Origin of the sequence: Synechococcus sp. CBW1108 (assembly GCF_015840335.1) — a bacterium.
Lineage (GTDB): Bacteria > Cyanobacteriota > Cyanobacteriia > PCC-6307 > Cyanobiaceae > Cyanobium_A.
The window spans coordinates 2,526,543-2,544,219 of the sequence record NZ_CP060395.1 but is presented as its reverse complement, the minus strand read 5'-3'; the positions used below and the strand labels follow the sequence as shown (position 1 = coordinate 2,544,219).

17 protein-coding genes are annotated in these 17,677 nt (G+C 67.3%); 6 read left to right on the top strand and 11 right to left on the bottom strand.

From position 1 onward, the window contains the following. Window positions 1-4: 4 nt before the first annotated feature. The 10 genes from recG to H8F27_RS13720 all read right to left on the bottom strand — a co-directional run bounded on the left by recG (window position 5) and on the right by H8F27_RS13720 (window position 9,977). Complete coding sequence (gene recG / locus H8F27_RS13765; RefSeq protein ID WP_231596297.1) at window positions 5-2,527, bottom strand: ATP-dependent DNA helicase RecG; 2,523 nt, start codon at window positions 2,525-2,527, stop codon at window positions 5-7. Beyond that, entirely contained in the window at window positions 2,476-3,627 is a 1,152-nt protein-coding gene (locus tag H8F27_RS13760) for a hypothetical protein (RefSeq protein WP_197148772.1), read from the bottom strand. The genes recG and H8F27_RS13760 overlap by 52 nt, the downstream gene beginning before the upstream one ends. A gap of 11 nt (window positions 3,628-3,638) precedes the next feature. Continuing rightward, window positions 3,639-4,298 (bottom strand): translation elongation factor Ts, encoded by a 660-nt coding sequence (gene tsf, locus H8F27_RS13755; protein WP_197148771.1) that lies wholly within the window; start codon window positions 4,296-4,298, stop codon window positions 3,639-3,641. 43 nt (window positions 4,299-4,341) lie between these two features. Next, complete coding sequence (gene rpsB / locus H8F27_RS13750) at window positions 4,342-5,055, bottom strand: 30S ribosomal protein S2 (protein ID WP_197148770.1); 714 nt, start codon at window positions 5,053-5,055, stop codon at window positions 4,342-4,344. A gap of 143 nt (window positions 5,056-5,198) precedes the next feature. After that, window positions 5,199-6,152: a glycosyltransferase family 2 protein gene (locus H8F27_RS13745; protein WP_197148769.1), complete on the bottom strand. Its 954-nt coding sequence runs from the start codon at window positions 6,150-6,152 to the stop codon at window positions 5,199-5,201. Window positions 6,153-6,225: 73 nt separating this feature from the next. Then, entirely contained in the window at window positions 6,226-6,381 is a 156-nt protein-coding gene (locus H8F27_RS13740) for a hypothetical protein (protein ID WP_011293689.1), read from the bottom strand. 35 nt (window positions 6,382-6,416) lie between these two features. Beyond that, a complete protein-coding gene (locus H8F27_RS13735) occupies window positions 6,417-7,109 on the bottom strand; it encodes an ATP-binding cassette domain-containing protein (RefSeq protein WP_197148768.1) in 693 nt (230 codons plus the stop codon). Then, window positions 7,109-8,281, bottom strand: a complete 1,173-nt coding sequence (gene devC, locus H8F27_RS13730) for an ABC transporter permease DevC (protein ID WP_197148765.1) — start codon at window positions 8,279-8,281, stop codon at window positions 7,109-7,111. The genes H8F27_RS13735 and devC overlap by 1 nt, the downstream gene beginning before the upstream one ends. Further along, window positions 8,281-9,219 (bottom strand): HlyD family efflux transporter periplasmic adaptor subunit, encoded by a 939-nt coding sequence (locus H8F27_RS13725; protein ID WP_231596296.1) that lies wholly within the window; start codon window positions 9,217-9,219, stop codon window positions 8,281-8,283. The genes devC and H8F27_RS13725 overlap by 1 nt, the downstream gene beginning before the upstream one ends. Beyond that, window positions 9,216-9,977, bottom strand: coding sequence for a phycocyanobilin:ferredoxin oxidoreductase (locus H8F27_RS13720; RefSeq protein WP_231596295.1), 762 nt, complete (start codon window positions 9,975-9,977; stop codon window positions 9,216-9,218). The genes H8F27_RS13725 and H8F27_RS13720 overlap by 4 nt, the downstream gene beginning before the upstream one ends. Before the next feature lie 48 nt (window positions 9,978-10,025). Here H8F27_RS13720 and H8F27_RS13715 point away from each other — a divergent pair, with 48 nt between their 5' ends. Together H8F27_RS13715 and H8F27_RS13710 are read left to right on the top strand one after the other, a co-directional pair. Further along, window positions 10,026-11,294 carry a pitrilysin family protein gene (locus tag H8F27_RS13715; RefSeq protein WP_197148764.1) on the top strand — a complete coding sequence of 423 codons (1,269 nt, stop codon included), beginning with the start codon at window positions 10,026-10,028 and terminating at the stop codon, window positions 11,292-11,294. Beyond that, window positions 11,291-12,589 carry a pitrilysin family protein gene (locus H8F27_RS13710; RefSeq protein ID WP_197148763.1) on the top strand — a complete coding sequence of 433 codons (1,299 nt, stop codon included), beginning with the start codon at window positions 11,291-11,293 and terminating at the stop codon, window positions 12,587-12,589. Before H8F27_RS13715 ends, H8F27_RS13710 begins: the two co-directional genes overlap by 4 nt. Here H8F27_RS13710 and H8F27_RS13705 read toward each other — a convergent pair. Further along, complete coding sequence (locus H8F27_RS13705; protein WP_197148762.1) at window positions 12,582-12,797, bottom strand: NAD(P)H dehydrogenase assembly family protein; 216 nt, start codon at window positions 12,795-12,797, stop codon at window positions 12,582-12,584. The genes H8F27_RS13710 and H8F27_RS13705 overlap by 8 nt on opposite strands. A gap of 77 nt (window positions 12,798-12,874) precedes the next feature. Between H8F27_RS13705 and H8F27_RS13700 the strand changes: the two genes are divergently transcribed. The 4 genes from H8F27_RS13700 to H8F27_RS13685 are packed head-to-tail and all read left to right on the top strand — an operon-like array spanning window position 12,875 to window position 17,620. Beyond that, complete coding sequence (locus tag H8F27_RS13700) at window positions 12,875-13,450, top strand: biotin transporter BioY (protein ID WP_197148760.1); 576 nt, start codon at window positions 12,875-12,877, stop codon at window positions 13,448-13,450. Next, window positions 13,447-13,914 (top strand): signal peptidase II, encoded by a 468-nt coding sequence (gene lspA, locus H8F27_RS13695; protein ID WP_197148758.1) that lies wholly within the window; start codon window positions 13,447-13,449, stop codon window positions 13,912-13,914. The genes H8F27_RS13700 and lspA overlap by 4 nt, the downstream gene beginning before the upstream one ends. Next, window positions 13,895-16,051 (top strand): transglycosylase domain-containing protein, encoded by a 2,157-nt coding sequence (locus H8F27_RS13690; RefSeq protein WP_197148756.1) that lies wholly within the window; start codon window positions 13,895-13,897, stop codon window positions 16,049-16,051. Before lspA ends, H8F27_RS13690 begins: the two co-directional genes overlap by 20 nt. A gap of 18 nt (window positions 16,052-16,069) precedes the next feature. After that, window positions 16,070-17,620 carry a YcjF family protein gene (locus H8F27_RS13685; RefSeq protein ID WP_197148748.1) on the top strand — a complete coding sequence of 517 codons (1,551 nt, stop codon included), beginning with the start codon at window positions 16,070-16,072 and terminating at the stop codon, window positions 17,618-17,620. The last annotated feature ends 57 nt before the right edge of the window (window positions 17,621-17,677 follow it).

Here is a 17,677-nt window from a genome sequence, read left to right as displayed (position 1 = left end):
GCGGTCAATTGAGGCGGGCGGCCTGGTCCATCTGGCGGCGCCGTTGCTCGGCCAGGGCCTGGGCCAGACCCGGATGGGCCTGCAGGTTGGGATCGGCCTGAGTGATTTCCTGGGCCACGGCCCGGGCCCGTTCCAGCACGTCGCCATCGTCGGTGAGGCTGGCCAGGGCGAGATCGGGCAGGCCCGACTGACGGGTTCCCAGCACCTGGCCCGGCCCCCTCAGGCGCAGGTCCATCTCGGCAATCTCGAAGCCGTCGCTGGAGCGCACCAGCAGTTCCAGCCGCTGGCGGGCCAGCACGTTGCTGCTCTCGTTGATCAGCAGACAGTGGGAGGCGGCCGCCCCCCGGCCCACCCGGCCGCGCAGCTGGTGCAACTGGGCTAGGCCGAAGCGCTCGGCATGGTCGATCAGCATCACACTGGCCTCGGGAACATCCACACCTACCTCCACCACCGTGGTGCTCACCAGCACCTGGGTGTCACCGGCGGCAAAGGCAGCGATGGCAGCCTGCTTGTCGGCGCTGTTGAGCCGACCATGCAACAGACCCACCCGCAGTTCGGCAAATACCTCTTCCTTGAGCTGGTGATAGACCTCCACGGCCGAGCGCAGGTCGAGTTTTTCCGATTCCTCCACTAGGGGCAGCACCACATAGGCCCGTTGGCCCAGGGCCACCTGTTCCCGGATCAACCCATAGGCCCGCTGCCGCTGGCTGCCCTTGAGCAGGAGGGTGCGGATCGGCTGGCGCCCGGGGGGCAGACCATCGATCTGGCTGACGTCGAGGTCTCCATGCAGGGAGAGGGCCAGGGTGCGGGGAATCGGCGTGGCCGTCATCGTCAGCAGGTGGGGCTGAAGCCCCTTGGCCAGCAGGCGATTGCGTTGGCGCACGCCGAAGCGATGCTGTTCATCCACCACCACCAGCCCCAGGCGGTCGAACTGCACCGGGTCTTCCAGCAGGGCGTGGGTACCCACCAGCAATTGCAACTGGCCATTGGCCAGGTCCTGCAGCAGGGCCCGGCGCCGGGGGGCGGGGGTTGAGCCGGTGAGCAGGGCCGAGCTGACATGGAGCTGGGGCAGCCACACGCCCAGCTTGCGGTAGTGCTGCTCAGCCAACACCTCGGTCGGGGCCATCAGGGCCCCCTGGCAACCGGCCTCGATGGCGCAGAGCAGGGAGGCCAGGGCGACGACGGTCTTACCGCTGCCCACATCGCCCTGCACCAGGCGGGCCATCGGCTGGGGGCGGGCCAGGTCGGCCCGGATTTCGGCCAAAACCCGCTCCTGGGCCCGCGTCAGTGCAAAGGGCAGGATGGCAAGGAAACGCTCCACCAAGCCCTCCCCACCGGGCAGCAACAGCAGGGGTGGGGCCGGCCGCTGACGGAGCTGGTGGCGGCGCTGGGCCAGAGAGAGCTGGAGCAGCAGGAATTCATCAAACACCAATCGCCGCCGGCTGGCCTGCAACTGCTCTTTGTTGGCCGGGGCATGGATCTGGGTGAGGGCATCGGCACGGCCTATCAGCCCCTGGCTGCGGCGGATCGGCTCCGGCAGGGGGTCAGGCCAATCCCGCAGCAAGGGCATCACAGCTTCCACCAGCTGGCGCAGACGGTCGGCCCCCAGGCCCTCGGTGAGTCCATAGACGGGCAGCATCCGGCCGATGGCGCCTGAGCGCACCGGCGCCTGGGCCGACTCGAGCACCTCGATCAGGGGATCCTGAAATGCCGGGCCGTAGGCAGTTTCCTTGACCAGCCCACTGACGGCGACGGTGGCCCCGGGCGGATACTGGCGCTGCTGGGTTTTCAGCCAGCCTGGGCTCGAAAAACGCTGGCCGGCAAAAAAACGGCTGACCCGGATGCGACCGGTGCAGTCGACAAGTTGCAACTCCAAAATCGAGAGGTTGGGATTGCGGGGGCTGGCAAAAGCGTGGCTGCGGCGCACCGTGGCCACGATCGTGGCGGTGCGCCCGGGCTCCAGGGCAGCGATCCGCACCAGATTGGCGTAGTCGAGGTAGTCGCGTGGGTAGTAGTGAAGGAGGTCGCGTGCCAGCAGCAGCCCCAGCTGGGCCAGCCGGCTGGCCGTCTTGGGGCCAACTCCGGGGATCTCGGCGAGGGGGGTATCGGCATTGAAGTTCCTGACTGCCCCAGCCTTGCCGCCTGGCTGGCTGCCTGGCTGACTGGCTGGCACCAGCCGCAACCGGGGTGGGGCCACGGCCAGCACGGGGCGATGGGCCTGGCGGAGGGCATGCAGGCGCTCGCGGCATTGGCGCACTAGCGACTGACGTCTGGCGAGGGAGAGCTCGTCATAGCGGAGGAAACCCTCGCGCAGGGCTAGCACCCGCTCCAACTCCGCTGCTGGCAGCCCCTGGGGGCCCTGCTGCAACTGCTGGGCCAGGAAGGCATTGAAGCAGCTCTGCCGCCCCTTGAGGTTGGCGAAGCCCCGGGTCGCCTCCAGCTCCAACGCCTGCTGCAGGGCCTGCAGCCAGGGATCTAGGGCGGCAGGCTCGGCGCTGGCGGGGCTGGGTTGATGTCCTGCAGCCACAACTGTTCCGCCTCGAGCGCCTGAACGCGCCGCTGGATACGGCGATAGTGCTGAGCCATTCTGCGCACTTCGTGGACATGCTGCTGGATGCGGGTGCGGCAGGTGCGCAGTTTGGCTAGCTCGAGTTCGAGATCCGCCGGCCGCAGCAAAACCGCCATCGCCTCAATGCGCCCCAGGTCGGGTTCTATCCCCAGGGGCAGGGGCAAGCGCAACAGGTTGGCTGGAGCTTCCACCAGCTCAAGCTCCCCGGCGAGGGCCGCATCCAGCAGGTTCAACGGCACCACGGTGCGGCTGATGCCAAGCCGCAGCAGCTCCCCATTGAGGGCATGGGAGAGGTTGCGCAGGCGACGACTGAGGGCCAGCTCGAAACCACCAATCCAGGCCAAAAGCATGTCTGGGGTGGCTGGCAGCCCCTCCCCATCCCATGGAGTTGGAGCGGGGGTAGGGGCCTTGCCCTGCCAATCCTGGAAGACCTCAGCCAAAACCGAAAGCATGGAATCCTGGCCGCCATCGCCATCGCTTTCCCCATCTCCATCGCCCTCCCTATCGTCATCGCCATCTCCCTCCCCATCGAATTTGACGGGCCCAGCTGGCTGGGGGCGCTCAACCCGGGGGGTAAGGAAATCTGAGGCTATCGGCAAGGCCATACCCAGGTGGACCGAGCCCTCTGGCCCTTGCTCGGGCCATTTCTCCGTGCCTTTCTCCGGCCCTTGCTCTGGCCCCTCCTCCTGCTCGGCCCCGAACTCGGCAATCGAGTCGAGCACCCGGCGCCGCTGGCTGCGCCGCTCCCGCTGCTGCTGCCGGGCGATCTGGGCGGCGTGACCCACGACCCGCTCCAAGCTGAGCAGGCCGTTGGTGCGCTGCACCAGCTGAACCAGCCGCCGGTGCAACAACAGGCGGCTGGAAGGCTCCAGGCCGCCGTAGCGGTCGGGGTAGACCTGGGTTGCCAGATGGAAGCAGGCCTGCTGGACTGCTGCCAGCAGGCCATCGCGCAACACCTGGAGGTAGAGGGCTAGGTGGTTTTCCAGCTTCGGATTGGATGCCAGCAGCTGGCCTTCCAGCTCCTTGAGCTGGCGGGCTGCGGCCTCCAGAACCAGCAAGGAGCGCCCGCTCAGCTGGCCTGGGACATCGCTGCCACCTCAGCGGCGAAATCAGCTTTCTCCACCTCAATGCCCTCACCAAGGGTGAAGCGGTTGAAGCGACGCACCTGGATGTTTTCGCCCACCTTGCCTGCCACCTGCTTCACCATTTCGGCCACGGTGACGGAACTGTCCTTAATGAAGGGTTGGTCCAGCAGAGCCAGTTCCTTGAGTCGTTTGCCAATTCGCCCCTCGACGATCTTGACCTTCATCTGGTCTGGCTTGCCCGCCAGGTCATCGCGACCCATCTCAATGGCCTTCTCACGATCGGAAACCGCCGCAGGAATCTGGTCAACGCTCACGTATTCGACGCTCGGGCAGGCCGCAATCTGCATGGCCACATTGCGCAGCAGCTCCTGGAAAACTTCGCCCCGGGCGACGAAGTCGGTTTCGCAGTTGACCTCCACCAGCACACCGACGCGGGCGCCCGTATGGATGTAGCTGCCGATGGCACCTTCGGCCGCAACGCGACCCGACTTCTTCTCAGCGGTGGCAATCCCTTTCTGGCGCAGCCATTCGACGGCCTTAGAGGCATCGCCGGAACATTCCGTGAGGGCCTTCTTGCAGTCCATCATTCCTGCGCCGGTTTGGTCGCGCAGTTCCTTGACGAGCTTTGCCGAAATCTCAGCCATGGGGGGATGGGGAACGGAAAAAATAGATAGGGGGTTGGAGGGATCAGCCCTCCTCTTCACGGCCCTGGTCATGGGCACCCTGACGACCTTCGTTGATCGCATCAGCCAGGCGCCCGAGCACCAGCTGCACCGAGCGCACGGCGTCGTCGTTGCAGGGAATCGGCACGTCGCAGAGATCGGGGTCGCAGTTGGTGTCAAGCATCGACACCAGCGGGATATCCAATTTACGCGCCTCGAGCACGGCGTTGGTTTCCCGGCGCTGATCCACCAGCACCACCACGTCGGGCAGGCGGCGCATGTTTTTGAGGCCGCCGAGATATTTTTGGAGCCTCTCCAGCTCGCGGCGCAGCACCGCCGCTTCCTTCTTGGGGCGCAGGGCGATGGCACCTGAGCTCTCCATCCGCTCCAGGTCTTTGAGACGGTCGATGCGGGCCCGCATGGTGGTCCAATTGGTGAGCATGCCGCCCAGCCAGCGCTGGTTGACGTAGGAGGCCCCGCAGCGGTTGGCCTCAAGGGCGATCACCTCAGAGGCCTGCTTCTTGGTGCCGACGAACAGGAAGCGTTTGCCACTGCGGGCGGCGCTGCGGGTCCATTTGTAGGCGTTGTTCATGCAGACGGCTGTCTGCACAAGATCAATGATGTGTACGCCATTGCGCGCGCAATAGATGTAGCGCGACATCTTCGGGTTCCAGCGACGGGTCTGGTGCCCGAAGTGGGCGCCCGCCTCCATCATTTCGGAGAGAGTGACGACAGCCATGGTGGGGTGTGGGGGGTTTCGGGTTTGCCTCCACCTGCCAGGGATCCGAAGCTGTCCATCCGGCACGGATGGCCGATGGGAGAACTCGCTCGGATCACCCGAAACACGCAGGTGTGCGGAGTGATTTGAACTTGATCACTCTATCAAATCGGGCTGCTTTGAACCTTGGTGGCAGCGAGGATCCGGGCCTCAGCAAACAGGCTCCTGACCCCGAGGCGGTTGAGTGGCAGTCGCAGCAATTCCATCGCCATGGCGGCCTGGCCGACGCGGATCAGCCAGGCGAGCAGGGGCCTCAAACTGCGCTCGTTGAGCAGGCCACCCAGGGTGAGAAGCTCCCAGAGCAGAAGATGCAACCAGGTGTACTGGACGATGAATCTCACCCGCAGGGTGGGGTGCTTGAGGAAAAACACCAGGCCCATTTTCGCCCGCTCCCGCTCCACCCGAATCAAATCGGGGATCTGCTCCAGTCGCAGGGCCGGATGCCAGTGGTAGCCAACCGCCTCGGGGCAGCGCACCAGCACAACGCCCAGCCGGCGCAGCCGTTCACCGAGTTCGAGGTCTTCCCAGCCATAGAGCCGGAAGCGGGTGTCGAACAGGCCCGCCCGCTCCAGCAGCTGGCGCTCGATGGCCACGTTGCCCGTGGCGAAATAGGCGAAGGAGAGATCGCGCAGCTTGTGGGGCTCGCCGGTGGGATGGTCAAAGTTGGCCGTGTTGATCACTGCGCCATAGGTGAAGCAAGGGCGATGACCGGGCCGGCTCCAGTGGCGTTGCAGGGCCTGGGCGTGGCAACTCAGGAAGCTGGGGGTAACCACCAGATCGCTGTCGATGAAGACGATTACATCGCCCCTTGCCCCTTGCACCCCCCGGTTGCGGGCTGCAGCTGGCCCCCCATGCTCCTGCCTGATCAGCCGTAGGTGGGGCAGCGCTGCTGCATGGTCAGCCAGCCAGCTCAAGGTGGCATCGGTGGAGCCGTCGTCCACCAACACCACCTCATAGCCCGTTATCGGGGCGGCCAGCTGCTGGTCTTCCAGGGCCAGCAGACACTTGCGCAGGATTGGCAGCCGGTTGTAGGTGGGGATGACGACGCTCAGGAACATGGCTCGCCAGGTGGGCTGAACAAGAAAAAAGGGATCCCTGCGGATCCCCCAAGCAAGGCGTTAGAGGCGCTGATCAATCAGCGGCGCCACCGTTGTTGGCGGTGCCAGTCACGCCATTACCGGCGCCCTCGCCCCGGCCGTCGTTGCGCAGCTTGCGCTTCTTGAACTTGCGGGCGTAGGCGCGGTTGCGCTCCTGCTTTTCCTTCTTGAGATTTCTGCGCTTGGACATGCGGAAGGCAACCTGGGGTGGGTCAGAACACAAGCCTAATCAATCGCATAGGCCCCCTGGCTGAGTCGGCCATCCTCCATCTGCACCAGGCGGTCGGCCACATCGAGAATGCGGGGATCGTGGGTGACCATCAGCACGCCGCAGCCCTGGTCCTTGGCCAGTCCCTTAAGCAGCTCCACCACCTCACGGCCGGTGCGGGAATCGAGCGAGGCAGTCGGTTCATCCGCCAGCAGCAGTTCGGGCCTGGCCGCCAGGGCCCGGGCTATGGCCACCCGCTGCTTCTGGCCTCCGGAGAGGTCATGGGGCAATTTGCCCAGGTGGTCCTGGAGGCCGACGGCGCGCAGCCATTCGCGGGAGCGGTCGCGCCGGGCCCGATAGCTGAGGCCCTCAAGCAGGTCGGCGCCCATCTGCACGTTCTGCTCGGCACTGAGGCAGCGCAGCAGGTTGTGCCCCTGGATGATCATGCCGATCCGGCGGCGCAGGCGCAGCCTGGCGGCAGCGCTGGCGCCCCGCAACTCCTCGCCGAACACCTGCACCGAACCCTCCTGAACCTGGCGCAGGGCACCGATCAAGGTCAGCAGGGTGGTCTTGCCGCAGCCGGAGGGGCCCGTCAGCAGCACCACCTCACCGGCCTCCACACTGAGACTGATATCAATGAGCACCTGGCGACGCATGGCGCCGCTGCCGAAGTGATGCTTGAGAGCGCAGAGGCGCACCATCGGTGCCATCAGAAGATCTCCGCCGGATCCGCATCGGCCAGCTTGCGCATGGCCAGCAGGGCCGAACCCATACACATCACCAGGATCATGATGAAAACGGTCATGGCCCTGGTGGTGTCCATCGTCACCGGCAGCTGGGTGGCATTGCGCACCACGAGATACAGCCCCTGACCGGCCGCGTAGGCCGGCAGGTAGCCGAAGGTGGCCAGCAGCAGGCCCTCGCGGGCCACCACCCCAAGCAGGCTGGTCAGCCGGTAGCCCATGGCCATCAAGGTGGCGTATTCGGGCAGGTGATCACTCACATCGGAGTAGAGGATCTGGTAGACGATCACGCAGCCCACCACAAAGCCCATGGCGGCGCCGAGGGTGAAGATGAAGCCGATCGAGGTACTGGAACGCCAGTAATCCTGCTCAAAGGCGATGAAGCCGTCCTTGGTGAGCACGGTGACGTCGGCGGGCAGCCGCTGTTTGAGCCGAGCCGCCACTTCAGCCGGATCTGAGCCGGGCGCAAGCCGGATAAGGCCCACCTCAATGCTGCCGGGCGGGGTGTTGGGCAACAGGCGCAGGTAGGTTTCGTGGCTGGTGAGCAGGTTGCCGTCGGCGCCGAAGGAGGTGCCAAGCGCCACCAGGCCCGCCACCCGCACCCGCTGACCACTGATTTCACTTTCCACGGTGCGGCCGGAGCGGAACCAAGCGGCCACCGGCCCGAATTCGGGCCGGGAGAGCTCGTCGAACAGCACCCGGCCCCGGTCTTGCAGCAACTTCGCCTTGCGGGCCAGGGAAGGATCGGTGAACAGGGGGTCGGCTGGCTCAAAGCCCAGGGTGAGGATTGAACGGGTGGCGCGGTTTTCAGGATTGCGCCAGAGCAGCAGGTTCCAATGCACCGGCGTGATGCCGACCACGGCGGGATCGGCCATGGCCTGCACCAGCCGGCGCCGGGGGAACCCCGCCATGCTCACCGAGCTGCTGGAGCGGGGGCTGATCAGCACCAGATCGGCATCGAGCAGGCGATGGATCGTCACGCTGGCATCGAAGAGGCCATCGCGGAAGCCCAGCTGCATGAACATCAAAATGCCGGCAAAGGCAATGCCGGCCAGGGCCACCAGCAGGCGCATCGGCTGACGGGTGAGCAACAACCAGGCCAAGGGGATGCGGCGGCCCTGCCACAGGCGGGCAAACATCAGCGACCTGGCGGGGAGCTGCCGGCCCCGAGGCGGGCAATCACCTTCAGGCCCGTCAGGGCGCGCACCCGCTGGCTATCGGCTGGGGCAAGGGCCACCCGCACCTCGACAATGCGGGCATCCGCGTCGCCGGTGGGGTCGGTGGAGAGCAAGGTGCGTTGCCTCACCTGGGGGCTGATCCGGATCACCCGACCCTGGAGCTCGCCCTGGAAACCTCCGTTTTCGCTGATCAAGGTGACCGGCTGGCCGGGACGCACCCGGCCCACATCGCTTTCGTAAACCTCAACCAGGGCCTGCATCCGGCTGCTGGCCCCAAGCTCGAGCACACCCCTGTCCCCAGGACGCTCCCCCACCCGGGCATGCAACTTCAATACGGTGCCGTCAATGGGGGCTCGCAGCTCGGTGAGCTCGAGTTCCCTGTAGACCTTCTGCAGTTCCAACCAGGCCTCCCGGCGCTCCCCCTGGAGGGCGAGCAGGGCCGTTTCCCGGGTGTCCAATTCGCCGCTGGGTATGGCCCCGGAGCGGCTCAGGCTGCGATAGCGGTGGATGTCTCGGGTCTGGACCGCCAGGCGCTGGTCGAGATTGCCAATTCGGGCGGCGAGCAACCCCTGCTGGGCCCGCAGGCTGGGGCCCGAATCAAAACTGGCCAGCAACTGGCCCTGGCGCACCTCATCGCCCTCCTCCACCAGCAACTGGCTGATCCGCGGACTGCTGCCAATGCCACTGATCGGCGCGGCCAGCACGCGCACATCCCCGTCGGGTTCCAGGCGGCCGAGGGCTGCTACCGGCTCCGGCCGACCAGGCTGGACCGGAACGGCCGGGGGGGGGGCCTGGGCAGGGCGCTGGTGGCGGGTGATGCCCACCACCAGCAACAGCAGCAGAACCCCGCCGCCAAGCCACCAGGCCCAGCTCGGCACGGCCGTGAGCGCCCTTTTCACGGAGCCGGCGGATCGTCGAAGAGCAGTTCCTCGATGTAGCGGTCCGCCCAGGCGGGGTTGAAAGCCTTCTCCAGCACCCTGCGGGTTTTGTCGTTTTGTTTCTGCTGCTTGCAATAGTGGAGCTGGCCCTGCCATCGCTCAACCGTAGCCGGATGCTGCGGCGGCTCGGCGCTGGCCGAATTGATTGCCGCCGTCAACACCTCCAGCAGGCCTGAGACCTCCGCGAGAAAGGCCGTTTCCTCCGCCGGGCTGGTGGGGCGCACAAAGCGCACAAAGGGGGAAAAAATCGACCCCCAGCCAGGCAGTTCTCGCTCCTGGCTGAAGCCAACCCGGGGCCGGGCGGCGAGGGCGGCGCTGATGCCAGCCGGCAGGGCTGGCCCTACCGGGGAGAGATCGACGATGGCGGCGGAAACTCCGGCCGGGCCAGCCACGATGTCTGCACCGAAGATGGGCAGATCAAAACGCGGATCGGGGAAGAGTACGCAGTGCAAGATCTGCAAACCAGAGCCGAGCCGGGCCGTCTCCAGGTGCAGCTTGCGCAGGCCGCGGCACTGGCGCAATTCATTGCGGATGAACAGGGCCTCCCCATCCAGGCTGCCGCTGATGGCCTCAAGTTCGGGGTTGACTGCCAGGGGGGCCAACTCGGGCAGTTCCAGCCAGGCCTGGCGGATCAGCCCTGCCAGGCGATCCACCAGGGGGTGGATCCCCCCGGGGCTGGCAATGGCTGGATCCTGACGGGATGGGGCAGCGGAACTCAAGGGGAGATGGCAGCCAGCAGAATGCAGATCCTGCCACGCATCTGAGCCTTGACATCGGCCCCGACCGCACCCCAGTTGCCAGGCCTGGCCGAGCCCACTGAGCTCCAGCTGGCCAACGGCGCCACGCTTGTCCAGCTGCAGCTGGCCGATTCTCCCCTGGTGTGTCTCGACTTCTGGTGCCGGGCCGGCAGCATCTTTGAGAAAGCCCCGGAAAGCGGTCTGGCTCACTTTCTCGAGCACATGGTTTTCAAGGGCAGCCAGCGGCTGGGTCCGGGCGAATTTGACCTCAAAATTGAAGCGATGGGCGGCAGCAGCAATGCCGCCACGGGCTTCGATGACGTGCACTACCACGTGCTGGTGCCCCCCGAGTCGGCAGCCCAGGCCCTGGAGCTGCTGCTGGATCTGGTGCTCCATCCCAGCCTCGAACCCCGGGCCTTTGAAATGGAGCGCCAGGTGGTGCTCGAAGAGCTGGCCCAAAGCGAGGACCAGCCCGACGAAATCGCCCTGCAACAGCTGCTGCGGCTGGGCTGTCCGGGCCATGCCTACGGCGAACCGATCCTGGGGCGCCGCGAGCTGCTGGCCGCCCAGACACCCGAGGCCATGGCCGATTTCCACCGGCGTCTCTACGGCGCCAATCGCTGCGTACTGGCCCTCTGTGGGGGCGCCGACTTCCTGCAGCTCAAAGAAGGGATCGGTGCGAGCGCCCTGGCCCAACTGGGCGCGATCGACGAACCGCCGCCGCCACCAGCCCTGGCGGTGCAGCCCGGGCTGCACCGGATCACGGTGCCTAGGCTGGAATCGGCCCGGCTGCTGATGCTCTGGGGCCTGCCCCCCGCCAGCGATCTCCACGGCGTGATGGGAGCAGACCTGCTCACCACCGTGCTGGCCGAGGGGCGGCGCAGCCTGCTGGTGGAGCGGCTGCGGGAGCAGCTGCGCATTGTCGAGAGCATCGATCTGGACCTGCACGTGATGGAGAGCGGCAGCTTCGCCCTGCTGGAGGCGATCTGCGAAGCCGATGAACTCGGCGCCGTGCACCGGGCGATCGCCCAGGTTTGGGCAGAGCTCCAGGAGCAGGGCTTAACCAAGCCGGAGTGGCTGCGGGCCCAGCGCCTGGTGGCCAACGGCTATCGCTTTGGCCTGGAGGCCGCGGGTGGACTGGCCGGCCTGATCGGCAACAACAGGCTTTGGGGGCGGCACCAGGCCCTGGCCCTGCCCTTGGCCGAGATCGAGAGCTGGAGCAGCCAGGAGCTGCTGGACCAGGTGGTGCCCCTGCTGGATCCGAGCCGGGCCTGCGTACTTGAAGCGGTGCCGGCATGACCAGTCAACTTGCCAGCTGGCAGAGCACGGACCTCTCGGGGGGGCTGCCCCTGGTCTGGCAACGCCGGCCCGGTCCGGAAATTGTGGCCAGCCGGCTCTGGATTCGGGGCGGCAGCAGCGCCGATCAGCCGGGGCAGCGGGGAGCGGCCCAGTTGCTGGCAGGGTTGATGACCAGGGGCTGTGGTGACTACGGCGCCGAAGCCCTGGCCGATCTGGTGGAGGGCAGAGGCGCGGCCCTGCGCTGCGAAGCCAGTGAAGACAGCCTGGTGCTGAGCCTCAAATGTGCCAGCAGTGACGCAGAGCAATTGTTGCCCCTTTTGGTGGCGATGGCGCGGGATCCCTGGCTGAGCCAGGACCAATTTGAGCTGGAGAGGGATCTCAACCTGCAGAACCTGCTGCGCCAGCGCGAGGATCCCTTCCAGTTGGCCCACGACCAGCTGCGCGGGCAACTGTTCGGCGGCGGCCCCTACGGCCACGACCCCCTGGGGGTGGAGCAGGAGTTGGCTGAACTGCAGAGGGACCAACTTGCAGCGCTGGTGGCGCCCCTGGGGGCTGGGGGCGCCCTGCTAGTGGCCTGCGGGGATCTGCCCGCCCAGCTAGCCGAGAGCTTCGATGGGGCCCTGGGGCACTTTCCCTGGACCACGGCAGCTCCGCGCTACGAGCCGGGACCGCTGGCCCCCGCCTGCGGCCAGCCCATCGCCCTGCTTGAACAGGACACCGAACAGCTGGTGCTGTTGCTCGGAGTTGCCACCGTGCCCCTGGGCGATCCCGATGCCCTGGCCCTGAGGGTGCTCCATGCCCACCTCGGCCTGGGGATGTCCAGCCGGCTGTTTATGGCCCTACGCGAAGAGCGTGGCCTGGCCTACGACGTGGGCGTTCACCTGCCGGCCCGGCGCGGCGCCACACCTTTCATCTGGCACCTCTCCACCTCTGCTGAGCGGGCGGGGGAAGCCACCACCGCAGTGCTCGAGGAGTGGCAAAGGCTGCTTGAAACGCCACTCAGCCAAGGCGAACTGGCCCTGGCCAAAGCCAAATACCGCGGCCAGGACGCCATGGGGCGCCAGACCTGCAGCCAGATCGCCGATCGCCAGGCCCTGGTGCTCGGCCATGGCCTGGGCGAGCACTTTGTATCCGAGTGCCTGGATCGGGCCGAGCGGCTCGACGCCGAAACCCTGATGGCCGTGGCCCAGCGGCACCTGGGGTCCCCGGCCCTCAGCCTCTGTGGTCCGGCCCAGGCCCTGGCTGCGGCCCAGCAGGCCTGGCAAAACCATCCGCTCAGCCGGGTCTTTAGCTGACCAATCTCAACTGACTCCTCTCAAACAAAAAAATGCCGCGGCGAAAGCGAACGGCCAGCTGGTTGCCGGCCTTGATCGCCATCACCTCACCCACCTCGGCCGGATCAACCAGGTCGGGCGGACGCAGCATCGGCATCGCGTCAGCGGTTTTGAGGTATCGGGGCTGGACCCTGAGCTGCACGCCTGCTCCCAAGTCGAACTGGTCCATGGGCATAAAAGCTGGTTTAAGGGTAGCGAGGCCGATGGCGCGACCCCCCAAAATGGATTGCAACCACGGGGTATGACTTGCGGGCCCTAGCCACCTGGAGCGGCTCAATCGCCGGTGTGCTGCTGATCCTGGTCGGTGGGCTGATTCAGGCCGCCGCCCCCCTGCCCGCCGGCAACGGCAGCTGGATGCTGGCAAACCTGCCGATCACCCTGCAGGTGCCCGCCCTGCTGGTTGCGGCCCTGGTGTGTGGCCCCCGCAGCGGCATGCTGGCGGCGGTCGCCTACCTGAGCCTGGGCCTGTTCCAGTTGCCGGTGTTCCAGGGCGGAGGGGGCACCGCCTACCTGCTCGACCCAGGCTTCGGCTACCTGGCTGGCTTCATCCCGGCCGCCTGGCTGAGCGGCAAGCTGGCCCGCCAGGCGGGCATGAACGACCTGGTCAACCTCTTTGGGGCAGCGGTGGTGGGGCTGGCGACGGTGCAGCTCTGCGGCCTCGCCAACCTCCTACTGGGGGCCCTGGCCGGCCGCTGGGGGGCAAACCTGGGCCACCTACTGATCAGTTACAGCCTCGCCCCCTTGCTGCCCCAGCTGCTGCTCTGCTGTGCCGTGGCCGTGGTGGCCCTGCTGCTGCGCCGGCTGCTGCTGGTGGAATCATGAGAAGGCCCCGAGCCCTGGCCTTCGCCATAGCTGCATTGGTGGTGCTGCTCGACCAGCTCAGCAAGGCCTGGGCGCTGGCCCAGCTGCCGGCCACCGGCACCACAACCCTGCTGCCGGGCCTGCTGGCCCTGCAGTTGACCCACAACACGGGAGCGGCCTTCAGCCTGTTCAGCGGCAACCCCCAGCTCCTCGGCCTGGTGAGTTTGCTGGTGGCCATCGGGGCGACCCTCTGGATCCGGCGCCAGGCGGCGATGCCCCTGGCCCGCTGCCTCGGGGTAGGGCTGCTGCTGGGCGGGGCGCTCGGCAATGGGCTCGATCGCTGGCGGCTGGGGGCGGTGGTGGATTTCCTGGCCCTGGTGCCGGTGTCCTTTCCGGTGTTCAACCTGGCCGATGTGTCAATCAACCTGGCGGTGCTGTGTTTCGCCATCGAACTGCTGGGGAGCCATGGCCAACGCCAGCCTTGAAGGCCTGCGCCGTCGCTGGCAGCGGTTTAGCCAGCCGGCGACGGCCCAGCTGCGCATCCACCTGCCCGGCCAGCCCACCCGCCTGCTCGCCCTGCACCCTGGCGCCTATCGCATCGGTCGGGACAGCGACTGTCAGATCTGCGTTGATCACCAGGCAGTTAGCCGCCACCACGCCCTGCTGGAGAGGCGCGGGCCCCACTGGCTGCTGAGCGACGAGAACTCAACCAATGGGCTCTGGTGGCAGGGTCGGCGGGTGGCACAACTGCTGCTGCGCGATGGCGACTGTCTGCGGTTTGGACCCAGCCAGGAGGCGGGCCTGCCCGAACTGGATTTCCAGATCCGGCCCCTGCCCCGCCTGCAGCGGCTGCTGCGGGGGGGCAGCCTGGCCCTGGCGGCCGTGGCATTTGGGGGGCTCAGCCTGCTGGGCCTGTCGCTGCTCCAGGTGCCGATCCGGGGCAGTCTCGCCACCGTGCGCGGCCCGCTGGTGCTCTACGACAGCAAGGGCAAACCCCTGACGACAGCAGATACCCTGGAGCACCGGGAGCGCCAGGGCCTACGCGACTACCCCGCGGTACTCATCGATGCACTGTTGGCCAGTGAGGACAGCCGCTTCTGGTGGCATCCCGGCGTTGATCCGGTGGGCACGGCGCGGGCCCTGGTGACCAACGTGCTGGGTGGGCGGGTGCTCGAAGGGGGCAGCACCCTCACCCAGCAGCTGGCCCGCAGCCTCTACCCCGACCAGGTGGGCCAGGGGGAAACCCTGGGGCGCAAGTGGCGCGAATTGCTGGTGGCCCTGCAGCTCGAAGCCCGTTTCAGCAAGCGCGACCTGCTGCTGAACTATCTCAACCGGGTGTATCTGGGGGTGGGCTGGGGATTTGAAGACGCCTCCCGCCACTACTTCGCCAAAGCCGCCAGCGGGCTCGAGCTTGAGGAGGCCGCCCTGCTGGTGGGTCTGCTGCCCTCGCCCAATGGCTACGACCCCTGTTTCGATCCCCAGGCGGCCCTGGAGGCCCGCAATGGGGTGTTGGCCAAAATGGCCGAAACCGGCCGCATCTCGGCGGATCGGGCCCGCCGCGCCAGACGCAGCCCCTTACGCCTTTCCCCCAAAGCCTGCGCCGCCAGGGCATCCCTGCGGGGGGCTCCCTTCTATTCAGACCAGGCGCGCCGCGATCTGATCGCCCTGGTGGGTGAGGAGGTGGCGGTGGAGGGGAACTTTTTGATCGACACCCACCTCGACCGGGGCCTGCAGGAACAGGTGGAACGGCTCCTGCGCCAGCGGCTCAACATCAGCAAGGGGCTGGGGGTGGGGGAAGGGGCCGTGGTGGTGATCGACTACCGCTCAGGCGGCATCCTGGCCATTGCCGGCGGGCGGGACTACCGCCAGAGCCAGTTCAACCGGGCCTCCATGGCCCTGAGGCAACCCGGCAGCACCTTCAAACTGATTCCTTACTTGGTGGCCCTGGAACGGGGCAGCAAACCCACAGACCGGATCAGCTGCGCTCCCCTGAACTGGCGGGGTCAGACCTTTGCCAGCAGCTGCCAGGGCAGCCAGAGCCTGATCTCAGCCTTTGCACTCAGCAGCAATACGGCCGCCCTGCGCCTGGCCCAAAGGGTAGGCCTGGAGGCCCTGGTGCAGAAGGCCCAGGATCTCGGCATCACCAGCCCGCTGGCGCCGGTTCCGGGACTCGCCCTCGGCCAGAGCGAGGTGACCCTGCTGGAGCTCACCGCTGCCTACGCCGCCATCGCCAACGGTGGCACCTGGCATATGCCCACCACGATCCGCCGCCTCACCGACGCCGAGGCCTGCGCCGGCCAGGCTTCGGCCCAGTGCCGTCAAACGGCCACCCTGGCGGCGGGCCGGCGAGTGACCAGTAGCCAAACCGCCCAGACAATGCAGCAGCTGCTGCGTGCCGTGGTGCAGCGGGGCACGGGCCAGATGGCCAGCCTGGGGGGAGCGGAGGGGGGCAAGACGGGCACCACCAACTCCAGCCGCGACTTGCTCTTCGTCGGCTACGAACCCAGGCGCCACTGGGTGGTGGGGATCTGGCTGGGCAACGATGACAACAGTCCCAGCCGGGCCAGCAGCGCCCTTGCTGCAGGTCTCTGGGGCGAGATCATCCGCTCAACGCGGCCCTGAATTGATGCAACCCCTCGCGTGAAAACCCGCATCCGCCTGTGGCTCCTGGCCGGCCTGGCCCTGGTGGCCCTGATCGCCGTGGGGCTGGTGCTGCAGGGCATCAACACCCTCTACCTGCAGCTGAGCTGGTATCTGCCCTACTGGATAGTCCAGCCGGTTTTTCTGCTGATTTTTGCGGCTGGGGCCCTGTTGCTGGTGCAGCTGGCCTGGCCCTGGCTGCGGAGCGCCTGGGAGGCCAGGGGCCGGCCGGCAGGAGGGGCCGAGAGGCCAGCGCCGACCAACCGCCGCCAGGCAGCCGCCCAGAACCTGGCGGGCATCGACCAGACCCTTGAGCGGGTCAGGGATGCGGTGGAGCGGGAAGCCCTGCAGCAGGAACGCAAACGGATGGCCGCCGAACTGGAGCGGGGCGACCTGGTGATCGTGCTGTTTGGGGTCGGTTCGGCCGGCAAGACCTCCCTGATCCGGGCCCTGCTGCAGGAGCTGGTGGGTCAGGTTGGCGCCGCCATGGGCTCCACCGTTCAGAGCCAGCGCTACCGCCTGCGACTCAAGGGCCTGCAGCGGGGGGTGTGGCTGGTGGATACCCCTGGCATCCTGGAGGCCGGGGCGGCGGGGTTGGAGCGCGAACTCCTGGCCCGGGAGCAGGCCAGCAAGGCCGACCTGCTGCTGCTGGTGGTGGATGGGGACCTGCGCGCCGCCGAACTGGAGGTGTTCGATGCCCTGGCCAGCCTGGGCAAGCGCCTGATGCTCGTTCTCAATAAATGCGACCTGCGCGGTGAGCAGGAAGAGGCCCGCCTGCTGCAGCTGCTGCGCCAGCGCAGCCGCGGCAGGGTGGCCGCCGAGGATGTGGTTGCAGCCAGTGCGGCCCCCCAGAGCGTGCCGATGCCGGGGGGCAGGCCCCTGCAGCCCGCCCCTGAGGTGGAGCCCCTGCTGCGCCGCATCGCCGTGGTGCTGCATGCCGATGGGGAGGAGTTGATCGCCGACAACCTGCTGCTCCAGTGCCGGCGCCTCAGCCAAGCGAGCCGCTCCCTGCTGGCGCGTCAACGCCGCAGCGACAGCGAGGCGATTGTCGATCGCCACATGTGGATAGGAGCTGGGGTGCTGGCAGTCACCCCCCTGCCGGGCCTGGATCTGCTCGGCGCGGCGGCGGTAAATGCCCAGATGGTGGTGGAGATTGCCCGGGTGTATGGCATCAGCCTCAGCCGCAAGAGCGCTCAAGACCTGGCCCTGTCGGTGGGGCGGACCATGGCCGGCCTAGGGCTGGTCAAGGGGGGAGTGGGGCTGCTCGCCACGGCCCTCAGCCTCAATGTGCCCGCCCTGGTGGTGAGTCGGGCCCTGCAGGCCGTCAGTGCCGCCTGGCTGACCCGGATTGCCGGGCTGAGTTTCATCACCTACTTCGAGCGAGACCAAGACTGGGGCGATGGCGGCCTGCAGGAAGTGGTGCAGCAGCAATACGACCTCAACCGGCGCGAGGGGGCCCTAAGCCGTTTCCTCGAGGCGGCCCTCAACCGGGTGGTGCAGCCCCTGCAGGCGAGGCAGCCGAGCTTGGCGCCCCGGCCTCCGAGCGAGTGAACTGCACCTCTGCCGCCCCCCCGCCCATCGCCTCCGGTGGCGGGGGTTGGAGTGGAC